An 18,538-nucleotide genomic window follows, 5' to 3' on the forward strand; every position below is an offset into this window, starting at 1 on the left:
AAAGGATGCTAGTTCATCAAATAGGTGCGTCGAAATATCGTGTCTACTGAGCATCCTCTCTTTTATTATTGCCTCTTTTTTCACACTATTCTTCCGTGTATTTTTTCTTACTCATTCCCGTCACCCGGCGAACGATGATTAAGATAATAGCCACAGCAATTAAGATGAGCGACACAACTTGAGCGATACGCAAGGAATCGGGAAGCATTAAGCTATCCGTACGCATCCCTTCTACAAAATAACGCCCGATGGAGTACCAAATCAGGTACGATAAGAAAAGCTCTCCTCTTCTTAAAGGCGCACGGCGAAGCAGAATTAAAATCACAAATCCAGCTAAATCCCACAGCGACTCATATAAAAACGTCGGATGGCGATACATGCCGTTAATGTACATCTGATTAATGATAAAGTCAGGTAAATGGAGGTTTTCAAGAAATGCACGTGAAACAGGATTACCAAACGCTTCTTGGTTCATGAAGTTCCCCCAGCGACCAATCCCTTGTCCTAAAATAATACTCGGCGCTGCGATATCAGCTAAACGCCAAAATGATACGTTGCGAATACGGGAGAACACAATTGCTGTAATGACCGCACCAATTAAGCCTCCGTGAATAGCAATTCCACCCTGCCATATTTTCGGGATTTCATTTAGATGCTGAGAGTAATAGTTCCACTTAAACGAGACATAGTAAATACGAGCACAAATAATAGCAATTGGCACAGCAAATAAAATTAAATCGATAAACATTTCTTTTGGCAGCCCACGCTTTTGACTTTCACGCATGGCAATAAAAAGTCCAAGCAATACACCCACACCAATAATGACTCCATACCAGTAAACGGTGATTGGACCTAGGTGAAGGAACGCACGATCGAGCGGTTGAATCGTTGATTCCAAGTAAATCGCCTCCTTTTATCATCATGTGTGGTGATGAATTGATTTATACAATTCATCACCTTTTATATAAGAACACTTCTTTATCGTTCATCATGATCGACGTGGTCAACATCATCGATTACTGTTGTCAAACGATCAGAAAATTGCTCCGCAGCATTAATTCCCATGCGTTTTAGACGGAAATTCATAGATGCTACTTCAATAATAACGGCTAAATTTCGTCCTGGTCGTACAGGTACCGTTAGCTTCGTTACTTCTGTATCAATAATTTTCATTTTTTCTTCATCTAATCCTAAACGATCGTACTGTTTATTTTGATCCCATAGTTCAAGATCAATAATAAGAGAGATACGTTTGTAGCTACGAACGGACCCTGCACCAAATAGCGTCATCACATTAATGATTCCTAGTCCGCGAATTTCAAGCAAATGCTCAATTAATCCAGGCGCATTTCCGACTAATGTGTCCGTGTCCTCTTGGCGAATCTCTACACAATCATCCGCTACAAGACGATGACCTCGCTTCACAAGTTCTAGAGCGGTTTCACTTTTTCCGACGCCGCTTTTCCCCGTGATTAATACACCCACTCCGTACACATCAACTAATACGCCATGAACAGCTGTAGTTGGGGCTAACTTTGTTTCTAGAAAGTTTGTTACATGACTCGATAAACGAGTTGTTTTCATCGTTGATTGCAAAACCGGTACTGATTCACGTTCAGATGCTTCAATTAATTCTTTCGGCACTTCTAAATCTCGAGATACAATAATTGCTGGTGTGATATCTGTACAAAGCTTTTCCATTCGGATCACTTTTTGCTCATCATCTAATCGTTCAAAGAATGTCAGCTCCGTTTTCCCCAAAAGCTGCACACGCTCAGCAGGATAGTAAGCAAAATACCCAGCAATTTCAAGGCCCGGACGAGAAATGTCACTCGTTGGAATCGGGCGATCAATCCCCTCTTCCCCACTAATTAATTTAAGATTGAATTTTTCAATAATATCTTTCGTACGAACTTTCGCCATTCGAAAACCTCCTTTATGATGTAAGCTTCCTTCTATTTAACCCTCTGTTGCGGATGGATGTTTAGTCAATTTTTCGAACAGAGTTCATACTTTTAAAAGGAGTGCCATTTCTGTTCATCCTCTTTGTGTAAAAGTACCATTTTATTTTAGCATTATTTGTGAGAGAAGCACAAAAAAACATTCAGCTCTCCTAAGCTGAATGTTTTGCTTACTTTCTTTTCTCTTGAAGCGGATCAATAACAAATTTATAAATAAGCGTCGTTAAAATCGACATAATAACGGCGGCTAGTAAGCCCATGCCGAATCCGTCAATGTCAAATGAGCTTCCCATAATTCCTTGCGTAATCATCAGCGTAATCGCGTTGATTACAAATAAAAATAAACCAAGTGTTAAAACGGTAACGGGTAACGTCAAAAGCACCAAAATTGGTTTTACGATTAGGTTTAAGAAAGACAAAATGATACTCGCGATAATCGCAGCACCTATACCTGAAAGATGAAACGATTCATCAAAATAACCGGCAATGACGATCAGTACAACTGCATTCACCAAAATGCTTGTAATCCAACGTACAAACATGTTACTTCACCTCTTCATTTGGTACAACAAATATCCAAACTAAATAAATTAATGGAAGAGATCCAACGCTAAATAAAATGCCGAGTACGAACAAAATACGAAGAAGTGACGAATCAATTCCTGTGTATTCAGCAATTCCTCCTAGCACGCCGGCTAGCTTTCGATCTGTTTGTGAACGATATAACTTCCTCAATACTCTCACCCCTTACTTGGCTTTAACGTAATAGAGCCTGTTTTTGATTCTGCCACAATTTTCATTGGAGAAGAACTTCCTAAGTGCGTTTTAAATTGAAGCGATTTTTGAACAGTCTCACTTTTTTCATCTAAGATCTCAAGGTTTTCAACTAGGCAGTTAAAGTTTCCTAAGTTAGATCGAAGCGTTCCTTCTAGATCAAGCGAATCTGGAATGACAACATCGATCGATCCAGTGGTTGATTTAAAATAGGCTTTTTTCCCTCGATCTCCGCTAAGATAATATTTGATGCTTCCATTAAACGTTTGAATATCCGTACGCTCATAATCTCCTGCAATGTCAATGGAGCCGTTAATTGTTTCAGCTTCGCATTTTAACATGTAAGAATCCTTCAGCAAAATATGTCCGTTGGCCGTTTCAAGTTCAACAGATTCTCCTCTGAGCTCTGAGAACGCCACGCCGCCGTTCGCTGTTTTTGCTTTTAAATCCTTTACCATAAGTTTTGCCCCTTCAATTGGTCCATTAAACATGCGGACTTTAATCCGGTCATAGGTAAATTCCGGAACATAAATTTTGGCTGCCACTTTCATTTGCTTCTTTTGAATCGTAAATCGCAGCTTGCCGTTTTCGATCGAAAAGACCACGTCCTGTAAAAACATTTTGCGTGCCTCATCCTGACTTGTCGCCTTATAAACCTTTGCCTCACACTCAATTCGCACGTCTTGGCTTTGCCACGGGATAAGCGTTACGCTCCCGTTCGCTACGTCAATATCGAGCTCTGACAGGTACGCTTCTGCGTGCTGAAAAATATGCTGAACGTCAACTGAAGGACCAAAGTTGAAATCAAGATCGACATCCTTTACCTTTTTCAACGTTTGATTAACAAATCCCATCAGCTTCTCCTTTAACGGCGGAGTAACTACTTTTTCCTTATAGAAAGCCTTTGGTTCCTTATCTAAGACAACGGTGGACACATCTTTGCTGCTTGATACTTGCTGACCGGTTGAACTTTCATTTTCTAATGAATTCAACAGAACGAGTGCTTCATCAACCGATAGCTTTCCATCCTCAACCATTTGTAAAATTTGCTTCTTTTTGTCCATGCTTCTCTCTCCTTTTTCACATTTATATGAACCAAGTCATTTTTAATTCAGCAGTGCTTTAATACCCTTTACAATGTTCCAGACAATCACAATAAAGATAATAATGGCAGAAATTACGACTAATAGAAGGAAACCATAAAAAGCAGTTGAATCTGAATCTATGCTATAAAAATAGAGAAGGGTAAATACAGGAATAAGTACAACCGGGAATACGTGAGAAAGCAATGCAGCTTTCGCATCCCTTTTTACCTCGTATTCGTTGGTGATAAAATACACCACAACCGGCAATAAAAATGGTGCAAAAAAGATACTAAAATAACACAAAGCGGAAAGAATTTTGCGAACCTCCACTTTATCAACTCCTTTATAGGTTATACGATTAATCAGCGAAGAAGTTTCAAAATTATTGATCCTTTTTAACTCTATTCCGCGTGAAATCAGAACATGTTAGTTGTACTTTAAACACGAATTGTTTTCCCGCTTTTCTCTCATCGCAACCTTTCTTCGTATGTCACTCAATAAATAAAAAAACGAGCAGAAGAACCTCTTCTGCTCGTTTTTGGCTTATTTCACTGCTTCCATTTCCTCAAGCCTCTTTTTCATACGCTCACGTTCACGCTCTAAAATCGGCTTTAAGTAATGACCAGTATATGATTCTTTCACTTCAGCTACCTCTTCAGGTGTTCCGGTTGCGACAATCTCGCCACCTTTATCTCCGCCTTCAGGGCCTAAGTCGATCAGATAATCTGCTGCTTTGATGACATCGAGATTATGTTCAATAACAAGAACTGTATCTCCATTGTCCACTAGGCGTTGTAAAACCTTCAATAGACGCGCAATATCATCAACATGCAGACCTGTTGTCGGCTCATCTAGAATGTAAAGCGTGCGGCCTGTTGAGCGTCGATGAAGCTCAGAAGCAAGCTTCACACGCTGTGCTTCCCCTCCAGAAAGTGTCGTCGCAGGCTGTCCAAGCGTAATATAGCCAAGACCTACATCTAAAATTGTTTGAAGCTTGCGCTTAATTTTCGGGATGTTCTCGAAGAAATGAAGCGCATCTTCTACCGTCATATCTAACACGTCTGAAATGCTTTTATCTTTATATTTTACTTCTAGCGTTTCACGGTTGTAGCGTTTGCCATGACAAACTTCACACGGCACGTATACATCAGGTAAGAAATGCATTTCAATCTTGATGATTCCATCTCCGCGGCAAGCCTCACAGCGACCACCTTTTACGTTAAAGCTGAAGCGACCTTTTTTATAACCACGTACACGTGCCTCGTTTGTCTGTGCGAATACGTCACGAATGTCATCAAATACGCCTGTATATGTTGCTGGATTTGAACGCGGGGTACGACCAATTGGCGACTGATCGATGTCAATAACCTTATCCAACTGCTCAATTCCCTTAATTTCCTTATGCGCTCCAGGCTTACTTTTCGCTTTATGAAGTTTTTGCGCCAATGATTTATGAAGAATTTCATTGATCAACGTACTTTTTCCTGATCCAGACACACCAGTTACCGCATTAAATGTCCCGAGCGGAAGCTTCACTTTTACGTTCTTCAAGTTGTTCTCTTTTGCTCCTACGATCTCAATCATACGTCCTTTATCAACCTTGCGACGCTCAGTCGGAAGCGGAATGAACTTTCGGCCAGATAAATATTGTCCCGTTAGTGAATTCTCATCTTCCATTACTTCTTTTGGCGTTCCTTGTGACACGATCGTCCCGCCGTGAACACCAGCTCCAGGGCCAACATCAATCAGGTAATCCGCCGCCATCATCGTATCCTCATCATGCTCAACGACGATGAGCGTATTCCCGATGTCACGCATATTTTGAAGCGTTGAAATTAAGCGGTCGTTATCACGCTGATGCAGACCGATTGAAGGTTCATCAAGAATATATAAAACACCTGTTAAGCGAGAGCCAATCTGAGTTGCAAGACGGATACGCTGTGCCTCTCCACCTGAAAGCGTTCCAGCTGAGCGGTTCATCGTTAAATAATCCAACCCTACGTTATTTAAGAACCCTAGACGTTCGCTAATTTCACGAAGGATGAGTTTCGCAATTTGCATTTCCTTTTCAGAAAGAGAAAGACCTTCAAAGAAATCAAATGCTTCCTTCACAGAAAAAGTCGTTACTTCGCCAATATGCTTGTCATCGATCTTAACTGCTAGCGTTTCCTCTTTTAGACGATGTCCTTTACATTTCGGACACGGCTGCTGTGCCATGTATTTTTCCATTTGCTCACGAATGAAGTCAGAGCTCGTTTCCTTGTAACGACGCTCCACGTTGCGCACAACGCCTTCAAATTGAATATGATTTTCGCGTACTTGTCCAAAGTCATTTTCATAGCGGAAGTAGATTTTTTCGCGGTCACTTCCATATAAAATTTTGTCTAGCTGATGCTTTGGCAAATCTCGTACTGGCGTATTCATATCAATGCCATAATGATGACAAACTGCCTCTAACAGCTGCGGATAGTACTGTGAGCTTGTTGGCGCCCATGGTGCAATCGCATCTTGTTTCAGAGTTAAATCGTAATCAGGAATAATCAGCTCTTCATCTACCTCTAGCTTTGAGCCGAGACCGTCACAGCTTGGACATGCACCAAATGGACTGTTAAAGGAGAACATGCGCGGCTCTAGCTCTCCAATGGAGAACCCACAAATCGGACATGCGTGATGCTCGCTAAATAACAGCTCTTCTTCCCCATTAACATCAATCGTTACACGGCCGTCTCCTAAGCGAAGAGCTGATTCTAATGAATCAGATAATCGTGCCTCAACGCCTTCTTTTACAACGATTCGGTCCACCACGACCTCGATTGAGTGTTTTTTGTTCTTCTCAAGTTCAATATCCTCAGACACTTCACGCATCTCTCCGTCTACACGAAGACGAACGTATCCTTGCTTTTTAATATCTTCAAATACTTTTACATGGGTACCTTTTCGGCCAGATATCATCGGTGCTAGCACTTGAATTTTCGTTCGTTCCGGATATTCTAAAATTCGGTCAACCATTTGCTCAATCGTTTGGGACGTAATTTCGATCCCATGATTCGGACAGACCGGATGACCGACACGAGCAAATAAAAGACGTAAATAATCGTAAATCTCCGTTACCGTTCCAACCGTCGAACGAGGGTTACGACTCGTTGTCTTTTGATCAATTGAAATTGCGGGCGATAGCCCTTCAATCGTATCAACATCTGGCTTATCCATTTGTCCTAAAAATTGTCTTGCATAAGCAGACAGCGACTCTACATATCGTCGCTGTCCCTCTGCATAAATCGTATCAAAGGCAAGAGATGATTTTCCTGATCCTGATAAACCCGTCATAACGACGAGTTTGTCACGAGGAATATCGACATCAATATTTTTTAGATTATGAGCCCTCGCACCTTTGACGATTAGCTTATCCTTTGCCATATCTATGTCATCCTTCCGCTTTTAGCTCTAAAAGTAAATCGCGCAGTTCTGCCGCACGTTCAAAGTTCAATGCTTTCGCTGCTTCTTTCATCTCTGCTTCCATACTTGCAATGAGCTTTTCACGTTCTTTTTTGCTCATTTTCGATACTTCTGGTAACGCAGCTTCGTATGTTTCTTCCTCTTCTGCGACTTGTGTAGCGCGAATGGAAGCACGAACAGCCTTTTTAATCGTTTGTGGCGTAATGCCATGCTCTTCGTTGTACGCAATTTGAATTTCACGGCGACGCTTCGTTTCTCGAAGAGCAATTTCCATGGAATTCGTAACCTTGTCAGCATACATAATAACGTGACCGTTTGAGTTACGGGCAGCACGGCCAATCGTCTGAATGAGCGAGCGTTCTGAACGTAAAAACCCTTCCTTATCGGCATCTAAAATCGCAACAAGCGAAACTTCCGGAATATCTAATCCTTCACGAAGTAGGTTAATACCGACCAGAACATCATATTTGCCTAGGCGAAGTTCTCGAATGGTCTCAATCCGGTCGAGCGTTTTCACTTCAGAATGAAGGTATTGAACCTTGATCCCGATTTCCTTTAAATAGGTCGTTAAATCCTCAGACATTTTTTTCGTTAGCGTCGTAATAAGCGTTCGTTCATCTTTTTTGATACGCTCATGTATTTCTCCAATAAGGTCGTCAATCTGACCTTTAATCGGACGCACGTCGATCGTTGGATCTAGTAATCCCGTAGGACGAATGATTTGCTCAATGACTTCCGGTGCCTTTTCACTTTCATAAGGTCCTGGCGTTGCGGATACATAAACTGCCTGCTTCACATGCTTTTCAAATTCATCGAACATGAGCGGTCTGTTATCTAGCGCAGATGGAAGACGGAAGCCATGGTCAATTAATACCCCTTTACGTGCTTGGTCACCGTTGTACATTCCACGTACTTGCGGAAGCGTTACATGTGACTCGTCAATTACCAGTAAGAAATCCTCTGGAAAATAATCAAGAAGCGTATATGGAGTGGAGCCTGGCGGGCGAAGCGTGAGATGTCTGGAGTAGTTCTCAATTCCTGAACAAAAGCCCATTTCTCTCATCATTTCAAGATCATACCTTGTACGTTGCTCTAAACGCTGTGCTTCTAAAAGCTTGTTATTTTCACGCAGGTACGCCAATCGTTCTTCAAGCTCTTTTTCAATATTATCAATTGCTACCTTCATCTTTTCTTCGCGGGTAACGAAGTGAGATGCTGGGAAGATTGCGACGTGTTCACGTTCACCAAGGATTTCTCCTGTTAGTGAATCCACTTCACTAATACGATCAATTTCATCACCGAAAAACTCCACTCGAATGCAGCGTTCATCGCGTGAAGCTGGGAAAATTTCGACTACGTCTCCTCGAACACGAAACGTTCCGCGTTTAAAATCGATATCGTTTCGCTCATACTGAACATCAACAAGCTGGCGAAGAAGCTGATTTCGCTCTCGTTCCATGCCAACGCGAAGAGACACAACCAACTCATTATATTCTTCTGGCGAACCTAAACCGTAAATACAGGAAACGCTGGCGATAATAATGACGTCGTTGCGTTCAAATAATGAGGACGTTGCAGAGTGACGAAGCTTATCAATTTCATCGTTGATGCTTGCGTCCTTTTCAATAAATGTATCTGTTTGAGGCACGTAAGCCTCGGGCTGGTAATAGTCATAGTAGCTGACAAAATACTCCACCGCATTGTTTGGGAAAAATTCCTTAAACTCACTATATAATTGACCAGCTAGCGTTTTGTTATGAGCAATCACTAGCGTTGGTTTGTTAATTTCTTTAATGACGTTTGATACGGTGAACGTTTTCCCCGTTCCCGTTGCACCTAGCAATACTTGATGTTTTTTTCCTTGTTGAATTCCTTCAACAATCTTTTGAATTGCTTTCGGCTGATCACCTTGAGGTGAATAAGCTGACACTAGTTCAAATTCAAGCGAATCGTTCACTCAAAAGCCTCCAATCCAACCAAAATATATTTTCATTGTACCACATTGCTTCTTAAAAAAACCAAAAATACGAACTTATATTCGTATAACTTTTTTCCCTGCAATTTTCCTTTTTCCTCAACTTTTCCAAACAAAAAGCCGAACAAATAGATCCCTATCTGTTCAGCTTTCCCTTTTTTCTTAAAAGATTAACACCTATTCTTACACGCTCTTTTGCATTCGTTGAATCATGTTCCGAGCTTGGAGAACGCCAAGGAGCAGTGACAGCGTATCAATGGCTACGATAAGCGGATAATTAGCGTACCCTTTATAAATAGAAATAACAATTAACATCGCTGTCAAAGCGGTGGATACGTACAAATTATAGGTTACTCTGGCAAAAAGAATGACCAGAAACCACGGTACTATCAGCGCTACAATTAACTTGATCAGCATAGGTCCCCATCCCTTTTTCCTTATTTTAACACAAAACAAGCAAGTGCGAAGAACGCACTTGCTTGTTTAAGCGATTTTTATGGAAGAGGTTCTACCGCTACGTTTCCAACGGTTACAGCTTCCGTATATTTATTTGTACTGCCTTCGCGCAATCGAATATTAGCACTGCCAGTTGAACTTGAATTCAATTGAACATTGACAACCTTTTGGCCGTTTCCAGAAGCATCTGTTGTAACGGAGAAGTTACTGCTATAACCATATGCAGATGGCCAGCTGCCGTCTGCGTTCTGAACTTTTGCAATTTGGCTTCCTGATCCATTATAGATACCTAAATTCAGCGTGCTATACGTCGTATTAGCTGCCATACCTGTAACTTTCACACGAATTTGGAACGTTCCTGTCGTTGGTAAAACGGCTTGATGATCAAACGAATAGCCTGCTGTAGCCGGAGGCTGTGTTGTTCCTCCGCCCTTGTATCCGTAAGAACCAGAAGCAAAAGTAGACGTATCGTACCATTTGTAGCCTGCTGTTGGTGCTGACCACGGCTCTACCTGTGGTTCTGTGGATTGACTTGGGTCTTCAAATGATAAAAGTGATGTTTTTGGATCTAATTGTAGGCCTGATACTTGATTTAGTGCTGTATAGCTTTCTTGTTTCGATAACCAAGTCACCATGTTCACAAGAAGTGTCGCATCGTTCTGTTCTTTGAATCCATCATACGTTGTTTTTGTTGATCCTGTATCCTCACGCTTGTATTTTGGTGTTGCATCCTCTACAGGAGAAGAATCTCCAATGAACGCGGCTTTTCCTGCTCCCACTTTTGAAACGGCTGCAAATGGTCCTTCAGCTCGTCCACCACCATTATAAACGCCTTGATCAACCGCATTTCCCCATTTAGTTGTCGTTTGTGGTAAATAGACAATTCCTTTTGCTTTTGTTGGATCCATAATCGCAAGCGTTGATCCGGCATGCATAGCAGCTGTTGAAACACCTTGCGTAATGCCAAATGATTGTGAAGGTGCTACGATATCATTTGCCGTAATATCCCCTAGCGCATTGTAACGGAAACGAACGCCAAAGTTTGTTCCTAACCAATCTGAACTTGTCACGCCTTGCATTGCAGCAGAAGATGCTTCCTCCGTGCTCATACCTTTCGCAGGGTTTGTCCATGCTCCTCGTCGGTAGCCATTAAAAACTTCGGAAGAATCCCAGCGGTTTTTATTACGATCCGCATTGTAATGATCAGCGATAAAAAAGATGCTTCCACCGTTTTGAACATATTGAAGAAGTGCTGCCTGCTCAGAAGCTTTATATGGAATATTCGCCTCTGGAATAACGAATACGCTATAAGCACTTAAATCACTATAGGTAATCGGCGTCGTTTTACGAAGCTCTTTCACATCAAATCCATTGTTCGCTAGACCGTTTCCAAAGTCTGAAAAACCGCCGTCAATTACCCAGTCGGCCGTTCCTGCTGTTTGGCCATGTGTGTTATCAAATAAAACTTTCTTGCCGTTATTAGCGTTGACCACTTTGGCACTGATCGACGGTGCCGGATCTGTTGCGCTTTCTGCTAAAGCTGGTTGAGATGAAGAAGGAAATGAAACTGATAAAGCCGTTAACACCGTTAAAGCTGCGTACCCTAAACGTCCATATTTTCTTTGCATGCTGACATGCTCCTCTCAAATTTGTGAAAAAGGATTTCCTTTTACAAGAGGATTATAACAGCTAAATTTGAAAGTTTATTTAATTTAATGTAAATTATGAATATTTCTCAATAAATGAGAATTTATACCTATTTCAGGCAACAAAAAAAGACCTTTAGCCAAATAGCTAAAGGTCTTTGAAGCGTAACGGCTCAGCCTCTTCCTGCTTGGAAAGAAGGATATTTAGTCATACCGCCATCAGCGAATAATGTAATACCAGTTACATAGCTTGCTTCAGAAGATGCTAACCATGCTGCTACAGCTGCTACCTCTTCTGGTTTACCGATGTAACCCATTGGGATCATGCTTTCAACGTCAGCGCGTTGTACAGGATCAGCAAATTTCTCTGCATTGATTGGTGTATTCATTGCACCAGGTCCGATGTTGTTAACGCGGATACCTTTTGGCGCATATTCAAGAGCTAATGTTTCAGTCATTAACTTGATTCCACCTTTACTTGCTGCATAGTGAACAAATAATGGCCAAGGAATCATTTCATGAACACTAGACATGTTGATGATGTTACCTTTTACGTCGTTTTCTACGAAGTATTTAAGTGCCTCACGGCTACCTAGGAAAGCACCTGTTAAGTTTGTGTCGATTACTTTGTTCCAGTTGTCTAATTGTAATTCATGAGAAGGAACTGGGTTTTCAACACCAGCGTTATTGATCATAACGTCTAGTTGACCGAATTCTTTGATTGCTGTTTGAACAAGATTTATAACGTCTGCTTCTTTTGTAACGTCACCTTGTACGATGATTGCTTCTCCACCAGCTTGTTCAACTTCTTTTTTAGCATCTTGTGCTTCTTCTTCGTTATTGTAGTAGTTAATAACTACTTTTGCTTCTTCTTTACCAAAACGAACTGCCATTGCACGTCCAAGACCTGTTGAACCACCTGTAATTACGACTACTTTACCTTTTAAATCTGTATACATAACAAATTACCTCCTGTTGTAATCAATCATATTTTTATTATGAGCTAGGCAATGGAAATTTATCCTTTGGCCATTCCTAAGAATACGCCACCTAGAATGATTAAAATAATCCCGATTGTAATAGATACCATTTGGCGTTTTGATTTCTTTTCACCAAGTAAGAAAATACCGCCAAGTGTTGAGATAACAATCCCCATTTGAGATAGTGAGAAGCTTGTTGCTACCCCTACTTTTGGTTGAGAAATAAATAAGAACATATTACCTGCTGCCCAAATTAAACCTGGGATGATGTTGCGAATTGCATATTTGTTGAATGGTTTGTGCTTCGCACTAAGAATCAGTCCACCAATTAACATTCCAATTGCTTGTGGAAGTAGAGCTGACCAACCATCTACATCAAATAAACGAGCAATTACTACGTATACTAAATACCCGATTGTAGAAACGATTAACGTAAGAATACCTTTTTTGAACTCACCTGATTTTTCAGGGTTCTTTTCACTTTCAAGTGAAGTTAATACGATACCGATAACGATAAAGATAAGAGCACAAACTCCTAATATAACAGTGGTTGTTGTAGACCACTCATGAAAAACAATAACACCGAAAAGTGCTGTTGATACTAATTGCATACCCGTTGAGATTGGCATTGTTTTTGAAACACCAATATACTCAATCGTTTTTAACTGGTTTCCTTGTCCTACTGCCCAGAATAAGCCAGATACAATACCTACAATAAAGATCTTAGGCGTTAAGACAGGGTCGACTACGAAATAGATAACGATCGAAAAGATCAAGGCTCCTAATGTAGTCCCTAAAAGCTGGCTATATGCGCCACCGCCTAATTTAACATTAAATAAGACGATGCTTCCCCAGAAGATAGCAGGAAGAATGGCCAAAAGTATATCCATCCTAATTCGAACCTTCTTTCTAAAATGATTAGTATGTTTTTTATCCTAGGTAACTTTTCACGTCACTAGGTAACTTAACGTAACCAATCTTAAACCTAATATGTCAATTCGTCAACAGAAGTTTGTCGATTTTGTGAATTTATTTTTCAATCTTTACAATGGAACGCTTTCAATGTAAAGAATATTTCAAAAAGAAAAAAAGATAGCCTTTTCATAACAAAAATGTTACTCTATAATAAAGAATATATAGGTTATTAATTGTAACCATCTATACTAATAAGAAGGTGCTATTAAATTGAATGATTTCCAAAAATTATGTCCAAAAGTGCAAAAAACTTTCGACATTATCGGTAAAAGATGGAATGGTTTAATTATTTATGTACTAATGAGTGGTCCCAAACGTTTCAGCGAAATTCATACAAGCATTCCATCCTTGAGTAAACGCATGCTTACAGAAAGGATGAAGGAGCTAGAAGATGAGGGTATTGTCATTCGACATGTTATTCCTGAACGCCCTGTCCGTATTGAATATATATTAACGAAAAAAGGTACTGAGCTTGGAAGTATTCTTGGTCCTGTAAGCCAATGGGCAAATGAGTGGCTGTAAAGTTTCATTTGCTAGAAAAAAAGCGTGCCCCTATGAGGCACGCTTTTTTCATGGAAGAAATGGTTATTTATATATAATAGAAGAAAGTCATTCTATTTTGCATCACATAAAAAGCGATGGAGATAATTCCCCATCGCTTTTTGCGTTTCCTTATACGACCGCTGGCTTACGTTTTTTATAATCTTGCACAAACAAAATGCCTAATTCGTGATGCTCTCCGTCATACAGAGCACGCTGAGCAAAACGCACCTCACCGTGTACGTCTGCGACTTCTAACTTACAATAAGCCCGATTTGTTTGAAGCGCCTCGTAAAATTCTTGCACGTTTGAAATGGCGATCCCATTCACCTTCATAATCACTTCCCCCACACCAAGCCCCATTTTTTCTGCCGGTGATTTCGGAATCGTCGATAATACGACTAAACCACGCTCACGTTTAGAAAAGAAAAAGGACGAGCTGTCATCGCGCAGACGCTGACGAATAGTGATAAATTCGCGCACTAGAATCGCAAACCCTGCGATGAAAACAGATGCAGCGGGATAGAAAAATACCGCAATCGATGCTAGTGCAATGAAGATCCCGACAAAAAACACTCTTTTCCCAGTCATGGAAATAGAATGAACGGGAAGCATCCCTTGGACACGCTGGAAGAATCCAATGCTAAACGGAACAAAGAAAAAGCTAAACGATTGATGATGGACGTCTAAGACTGGCCACCATGAAAAAAGTTCTTGTAATCCGCTACCTGGAATAAGGACAAATAATGGGACTACCCAAAGCTTTTGTGAAAAATGAGCTCCCACATCTTGTCCGCGTTTGCTCGTGACAATGGCAGGCGATGTCCCCCTGTTGCCCCATTGCCAAATTAAGTAGCCTTCTGCGAGCATTAACAGAGCTAATAAAACCATTAACGATGGCAAATCGGCTTGACGGGCCTCATTCGCCCACTTTCCAAGTACACCTGTTAGACCTGTATGCTCCGGAATAAGTAGGGATACAATCATCGTTAATCCTACAATGTAAACAGGAGATAACCATCTAAACGTCCAAGGGCCACTCAATAGCACTGTAAAAATCGCCATTAGCACAATCGTTCCGATGGATAAATATGTACCAAGTAATACAGAGGCCACGGATAAAATAAGGCCAATTACAACTCCTGGGACAAATAAATGCTTTAGCTCTAAAACAAAGTCAAATACACGTACATGAAAATTCTTTCTCTCTCTTTTTACTCGGGACAAGCCAATAAAGAATGCAACCAAGATAAAAAAGTACGTTAACGGATGCATAAATAATCGACCGAAGCCTTTGAGTAATTCTAAAACAATCTCCACCCTTAGTCACCACCTACTATCTCTATATCAAAACGGGTAAAACGTATGGATCTTTGATGTATGTACGCTTTCTGTTTCCACCTTCACAAATGAAAGTTACACGTAATCCTATTCTATCAAAAATACACAATGAACATAAGAGCTTGATTTATCCTATTTTTGAAATCTCTGTGCCACTCCCCTGCACTCTTTCCCTTTTCAGAAGTAAACAAACCATCCTCCCAAAATGTTTCACGTGAAAATGAGCGCATATAAAAAGCTCCCAAACGACTTGGTTTGAGAGCTTTTTTATCGACTTACTTCGCAACAAGGTCTAGTGCTGCTTGAAGCTGTTTATCGGATTTTTCAGAGCGAATTTGCTCAAGAAGCTTTGTTTCAATTGATTCTGCTGTTTTTGTATCAATTTCGCCTGTCACACTCAGCTTATTCTTCTGCTGGAATGATTTCACGGCACTTTCGGTATCTTTACTGAAATAACCGTCCGAACGCTTCGGATCGTAGCCAAGCCCTTTCAGCATTTGCTGTGCACTTTTCACCTGTGCGCTTGTTGTGTCCACTTTTAATGGCTTTTCAATTTGAATTGGTGTGGCATAATAATAGTCAGGCTGATTTACTTTTACCGTTGGCTGAATTCCTTTTTTATGAATCCAGTTCCCGTCCGGTGTTAACCATTTGAAGAACGTAAGCTTTAAGCTGCTTCCATCCTTCATCGGAACAGCCTGCTGAACCGTACCTTTTCCGAATGATTTTTCACCTACAAGCGGATAGCCACCTGCTTCTTTTAGTGCACCTGCTAGAATTTCAGAAGCGGACGCACTGCCACGGTCGATTAGTGTCGCAATTGGATAGTCCTTCTGTTTTTTCAACTCAGAGAAGAAGCGTTGCTTATCACCGTCACGCTCTTGAATTTGAACGTATGGCTTTTTGCCCGTTACAAGCTGTTTTAAAATATCTTCTACGCTTTGTAAGTATCCACCTGGATTACCACGAACATCAATAACTAACCCATCGATACCTTTTTTCTCTAATTTGTTAAGCTGTGTCGTAAATTCTTTCGCCGTATCTTCTGAGAATGACGTAATTTCTAGATAACCAATTTGCTTATCATTGTCCTTCTTAACAGAACCATGAACGGTTTCAATTGGAATTTCATCACGGATTACATCGATTTTAAGAGGATCTTTTGCACCTGCGCGCTGAATTTCAAGCGCAACCGTAGATCCCTTTTTACCACGAATCTTTAATACGGCTTGAGAAAGATCAAGTCCTTCTGTTGTTTTCCCATCAATGCTTAAAATTTTGTCATTTGGCTTCAAGCCTGCTTTTTCAGCAGGAGATCCTTTAAATGGAGCAACAATTGTTACTTTTCCATCCGTCATACTTACCTCTGCACCAATTCCTTCAAATGAGGAATCAAGTGACTGTGTGAACTGCTGAGACGTCTTTTTATCCATGTAAACGGAATAAGGATCATCTAACGTGTCAACCATTCCTTGAATGGCTCCGTTTAATAACTTGTCTTCATCAACGTCTTTGTAGTATTGATTTGAAATCATGTCGTACACTTGCTTAATCTTTGCAAACTCTTTGCTTTCGTTTGTGCTTGTGCTCTTTTCATCCGAATCTGAGCTTACTACTTTACTGCTCATCGCAGGTACCGTAGCTTGTTCATTCTTGTCCGCAATTTCCATGCCTGCGTATGTACCGCCTGCACCAACGGCAAGAGAAAGTGCCATTAATAAGGCCACGACTTTTTTATTCAATTATGCTCAATCCTCCTCAAGGCTGACTCATCTCTTTTTATTATAGTAGATTCTAGCAAAAGTATGTAATAAAAAGAAGAACGTTGTATAAATATTATAGAAAAAAGCCGACTTTTTAGGAAAAATTCCCAGTCGGCTTTTTTTATAGATGATTAAAAGTTAATGTAACGTCGTGGGTCTACCGCATTTGATTTGCTCATATTCCACGGTCCTTCGTGAAGCTCAAAGTGTAAATGAGGACCCGTTGAATGTCCGGTGCTTCCCATATATCCGATCTGCTGTCCTTTTGATACAGATTGTCCAACAGAGACTAAATATTTTTCCATATGTGCATAAACGGTTGTATACATTTTTCCATTAATAGAGTGAACAATAAAGACGCAGTTGCCGTAAGAGCTAGAATGATACGCACGAACAACCTGGCCATCTGCCGCTGCTAGAATTGGTACTTCACTTGCACGCTTCCCAATATCTACGCCGTCATGGTGCGTTCCCCAGCGTCCACCAAATTCTGATGTGACAGGACCTGCTGCTGGACTTGTAAAGTTCCCTGCTGATGTCGCTGGCGTTGGTGCTGCCGGTGCTGGTGCTTCCTCAACTTTTTCTACCGCTTGAGGCGTACGCGCTGCTGCTTTATGCTGCTTTAGAGCTTCTTTTTTCGCTAATTCGGCTGCTGCTTGCTTTTTCGCTTCCTCACGCTTACGCTCTGCTTCTTTTTTCTCCCATGCCGCAAGCTGATTTTTGTATGCCGTTTCCTGATCAGCTAGAAGCTTGTCTTGGTCTTGAAGGGAGAGCGTTTCGGTATGCTCATGAACTTCACTTACTTTTAGTGAAGACATCAGTTTGTTTTTCTCATCCATTTCACTTTGAAGCTTTTTGCGAAGATGATCAAGGTCTGTTAGCGTTGCTTGAACCTCTTCTAGCTCCTTTTGAACTTCAGCTTCCTTTTGCTCACGGTCCTTCTTATCTTTTTCATGCTGCTCTAAAAGATCTTTGTCCGCTTGAACGATTGTTCCAACCGCATTCATACGGCTAATAAAATCTGAAAAGCTTTGTGCGCCTAATAGAACGCCCAAGTAATCCATGCTTCCCCCGTTTTGCTGAAAGGAGCGCGCACGATCTTTTAACAGCTCTGTTCGCTTGTTGATTCGCTCTGTTAAAATTTTAACTTCTTTTTTTAATTGATTAATTTTGTCTTGTGTTTCCTTTAGCTCTACTCGTTTCGCACGAACTTTATCACTTGTTTCTTCGACTGATTTATCAAGTCTCTCAATTTCTTTATCAAGCTTGCTTTGTTGATTTTGAAGGCTCTTAATTTGGTCTTGGTGTGTTTTAAGGTCTTTTTGAAGATTTGATCGCTTTCCTTGAACATCATTGATTTTGTTTTGTAAATCCTGACCGGCTGCATACGCGTTTGTACCAGAAAAGGTGAATACGCCACTTAAACCAATCGCAACAGCTGTTGTAACAGCTAGTTTTCGACTTTTCATGTCTTCTTCTCCCCCAATTTCCGTTTCTTGATGACTTAGTCATACAAATTCCTAGACGTAAAACATCTAGGAATTTGTGGTCTTCATATGTAAGCCGAACGAATGACGTTCGGTCAA

The 18,538-nt window shown here is 40.8% G+C and carries 16 protein-coding genes; 1 reads left to right on the forward strand and 15 read right to left on the reverse strand.

What is annotated here, in order from left to right; all coding sequences use genetic code 11:
* Positions 1 to 85: 85 nt before the first annotated feature.
* The 12 genes from lgt to AMD01_RS22005 form a co-directional block, all read right to left on the reverse strand.
* On the reverse strand, positions 86 to 898 hold the full coding sequence (gene lgt / locus AMD01_RS21950; protein WP_053403588.1) for a prolipoprotein diacylglyceryl transferase: 813 nt from the start codon (positions 896 to 898) through the stop codon (positions 86 to 88).
* A gap of 80 nt (positions 899 to 978) precedes the next feature.
* Positions 979 to 1,923 (reverse strand): HPr(Ser) kinase/phosphatase, encoded by a 945-nt coding sequence (hprK, locus tag AMD01_RS21955; RefSeq protein ID WP_053403589.1) that lies wholly within the window; start codon positions 1,921 to 1,923, stop codon positions 979 to 981.
* A gap of 208 nt (positions 1,924 to 2,131) precedes the next feature.
* Positions 2,132 to 2,503 carry a phage holin family protein gene (locus AMD01_RS21960; protein WP_053403590.1) on the reverse strand — a complete coding sequence of 124 codons (372 nt, stop codon included), beginning with the start codon at positions 2,501 to 2,503 and terminating at the stop codon, positions 2,132 to 2,134.
* Between the two features lies 1 nt (position 2,504).
* Entirely contained in the window at positions 2,505 to 2,696 is a 192-nt protein-coding gene (locus AMD01_RS21965) for a PspC domain-containing protein (RefSeq protein WP_053403591.1), read from the reverse strand.
* Positions 2,697 to 2,701: 5 nt separating this feature from the next.
* On the reverse strand, positions 2,702 to 3,799 hold the full coding sequence (locus AMD01_RS21970; protein ID WP_053403592.1) for a DUF4097 family beta strand repeat-containing protein: 1,098 nt from the start codon (positions 3,797 to 3,799) through the stop codon (positions 2,702 to 2,704).
* A 42-nt stretch (positions 3,800 to 3,841) separates the two neighbouring features.
* The gene (locus AMD01_RS21975) at positions 3,842 to 4,150 is read right to left on the reverse strand and encodes a magnetosome magnetite crystal formation protein family (protein ID WP_053403593.1); all 309 of its coding nucleotides are present in this window, start codon (positions 4,148 to 4,150) and stop codon (positions 3,842 to 3,844) included.
* Positions 4,151 to 4,363: 213 nt separating this feature from the next.
* Positions 4,364 to 7,237 (reverse strand): excinuclease ABC subunit UvrA, encoded by a 2,874-nt coding sequence (gene uvrA / locus AMD01_RS21980; RefSeq protein WP_053403594.1) that lies wholly within the window; start codon positions 7,235 to 7,237, stop codon positions 4,364 to 4,366.
* Between the two features lie 7 nt (positions 7,238 to 7,244).
* Positions 7,245 to 9,233: an excinuclease ABC subunit UvrB gene (uvrB, locus tag AMD01_RS21985; RefSeq protein ID WP_053403595.1), complete on the reverse strand. Its 1,989-nt coding sequence runs from the start codon at positions 9,231 to 9,233 to the stop codon at positions 7,245 to 7,247.
* Between the two features lie 201 nt (positions 9,234 to 9,434).
* Positions 9,435 to 9,668, reverse strand: a complete 234-nt coding sequence (locus AMD01_RS21990; RefSeq protein WP_053403596.1) for a DUF2198 family protein — start codon at positions 9,666 to 9,668, stop codon at positions 9,435 to 9,437.
* A 77-nt stretch (positions 9,669 to 9,745) separates the two neighbouring features.
* Positions 9,746 to 11,335 (reverse strand): DNA-binding protein, encoded by a 1,590-nt coding sequence (locus AMD01_RS21995; RefSeq protein ID WP_053403597.1) that lies wholly within the window; start codon positions 11,333 to 11,335, stop codon positions 9,746 to 9,748.
* Positions 11,336 to 11,526: 191 nt separating this feature from the next.
* Complete coding sequence (gdh, locus tag AMD01_RS22000; RefSeq protein ID WP_053403598.1) at positions 11,527 to 12,312, reverse strand: glucose 1-dehydrogenase; 786 nt, start codon at positions 12,310 to 12,312, stop codon at positions 11,527 to 11,529.
* A 59-nt stretch (positions 12,313 to 12,371) separates the two neighbouring features.
* Positions 12,372 to 13,223, reverse strand: a complete 852-nt coding sequence (locus AMD01_RS22005) for a GRP family sugar transporter (protein ID WP_053403599.1) — start codon at positions 13,221 to 13,223, stop codon at positions 12,372 to 12,374.
* 295 nt (positions 13,224 to 13,518) lie between these two features.
* On the opposite strand from AMD01_RS22005, the gene AMD01_RS22010 reads away from it, so the two are divergent.
* The gene (locus AMD01_RS22010) at positions 13,519 to 13,830 is read left to right on the forward strand and encodes a winged helix-turn-helix transcriptional regulator (RefSeq protein WP_053403600.1); all 312 of its coding nucleotides are present in this window, start codon (positions 13,519 to 13,521) and stop codon (positions 13,828 to 13,830) included.
* A gap of 150 nt (positions 13,831 to 13,980) precedes the next feature.
* Here AMD01_RS22010 and AMD01_RS22015 read toward each other — a convergent pair whose 3' ends face one another.
* From AMD01_RS22015 to AMD01_RS24995, 3 genes are all read right to left on the reverse strand, one after another.
* Positions 13,981 to 15,168 (reverse strand): PDZ domain-containing protein, encoded by a 1,188-nt coding sequence (locus AMD01_RS22015; protein WP_053403601.1) that lies wholly within the window; start codon positions 15,166 to 15,168, stop codon positions 13,981 to 13,983.
* 296 nt (positions 15,169 to 15,464) lie between these two features.
* A complete protein-coding gene (locus AMD01_RS22020; RefSeq protein ID WP_053403602.1) occupies positions 15,465 to 16,931 on the reverse strand; it encodes a S41 family peptidase in 1,467 nt (488 codons plus the stop codon).
* 152 nt (positions 16,932 to 17,083) lie between these two features.
* Positions 17,084 to 18,421 carry a murein hydrolase activator EnvC family protein gene (locus AMD01_RS24995; protein WP_053403603.1) on the reverse strand — a complete coding sequence of 446 codons (1,338 nt, stop codon included), beginning with the start codon at positions 18,419 to 18,421 and terminating at the stop codon, positions 17,084 to 17,086.
* Positions 18,422 to 18,538 lie beyond the last annotated feature (117 nt).

This window comes from Priestia koreensis, assembly GCF_001274935.1.
In the GTDB taxonomy this organism is placed as follows: domain Bacteria; phylum Bacillota; class Bacilli; order Bacillales; family Bacillaceae_H; genus Bacillus_AG; species Bacillus_AG koreensis.

Coding starts and splice junctions, on each gene's coding strand:
- hprK (WP_053403589.1), bottom strand. CDS start 1,923: ATGGCGAAAGTTCGTACGAAAGATATTATTGAAAAATTCAATCTTAAA.
- AMD01_RS21960 (WP_053403590.1), bottom strand. CDS start 2,503: ATGTTTGTACGTTGGATTACAAGCATTTTGGTGAATGCAGTTGTACTG.
- AMD01_RS21970 (WP_053403592.1), bottom strand. CDS start 3,799: ATGGACAAAAAGAAGCAAATTTTACAAATGGTTGAGGATGGAAAGCTA.
- uvrA (WP_053403594.1), bottom strand. CDS start 7,237: ATGGCAAAGGATAAGCTAATCGTCAAAGGTGCGAGGGCTCATAATCTA.
- AMD01_RS21990 (WP_053403596.1), bottom strand. CDS start 9,668: ATGCTGATCAAGTTAATTGTAGCGCTGATAGTACCGTGGTTTCTGGTC.
- AMD01_RS21995 (WP_053403597.1), bottom strand. CDS start 11,335: ATGCAAAGAAAATATGGACGTTTAGGGTACGCAGCTTTAACGGTGTTA.
- gdh (WP_053403598.1), bottom strand. CDS start 12,312: ATGTATACAGATTTAAAAGGTAAAGTAGTCGTAATTACAGGTGGTTCA.
- AMD01_RS22005 (WP_053403599.1), bottom strand. CDS start 13,223: ATGGATATACTTTTGGCCATTCTTCCTGCTATCTTCTGGGGAAGCATC.
- AMD01_RS24995 (WP_053403603.1), bottom strand. CDS start 18,421: ATGAAAAGTCGAAAACTAGCTGTTACAACAGCTGTTGCGATTGGTTTA.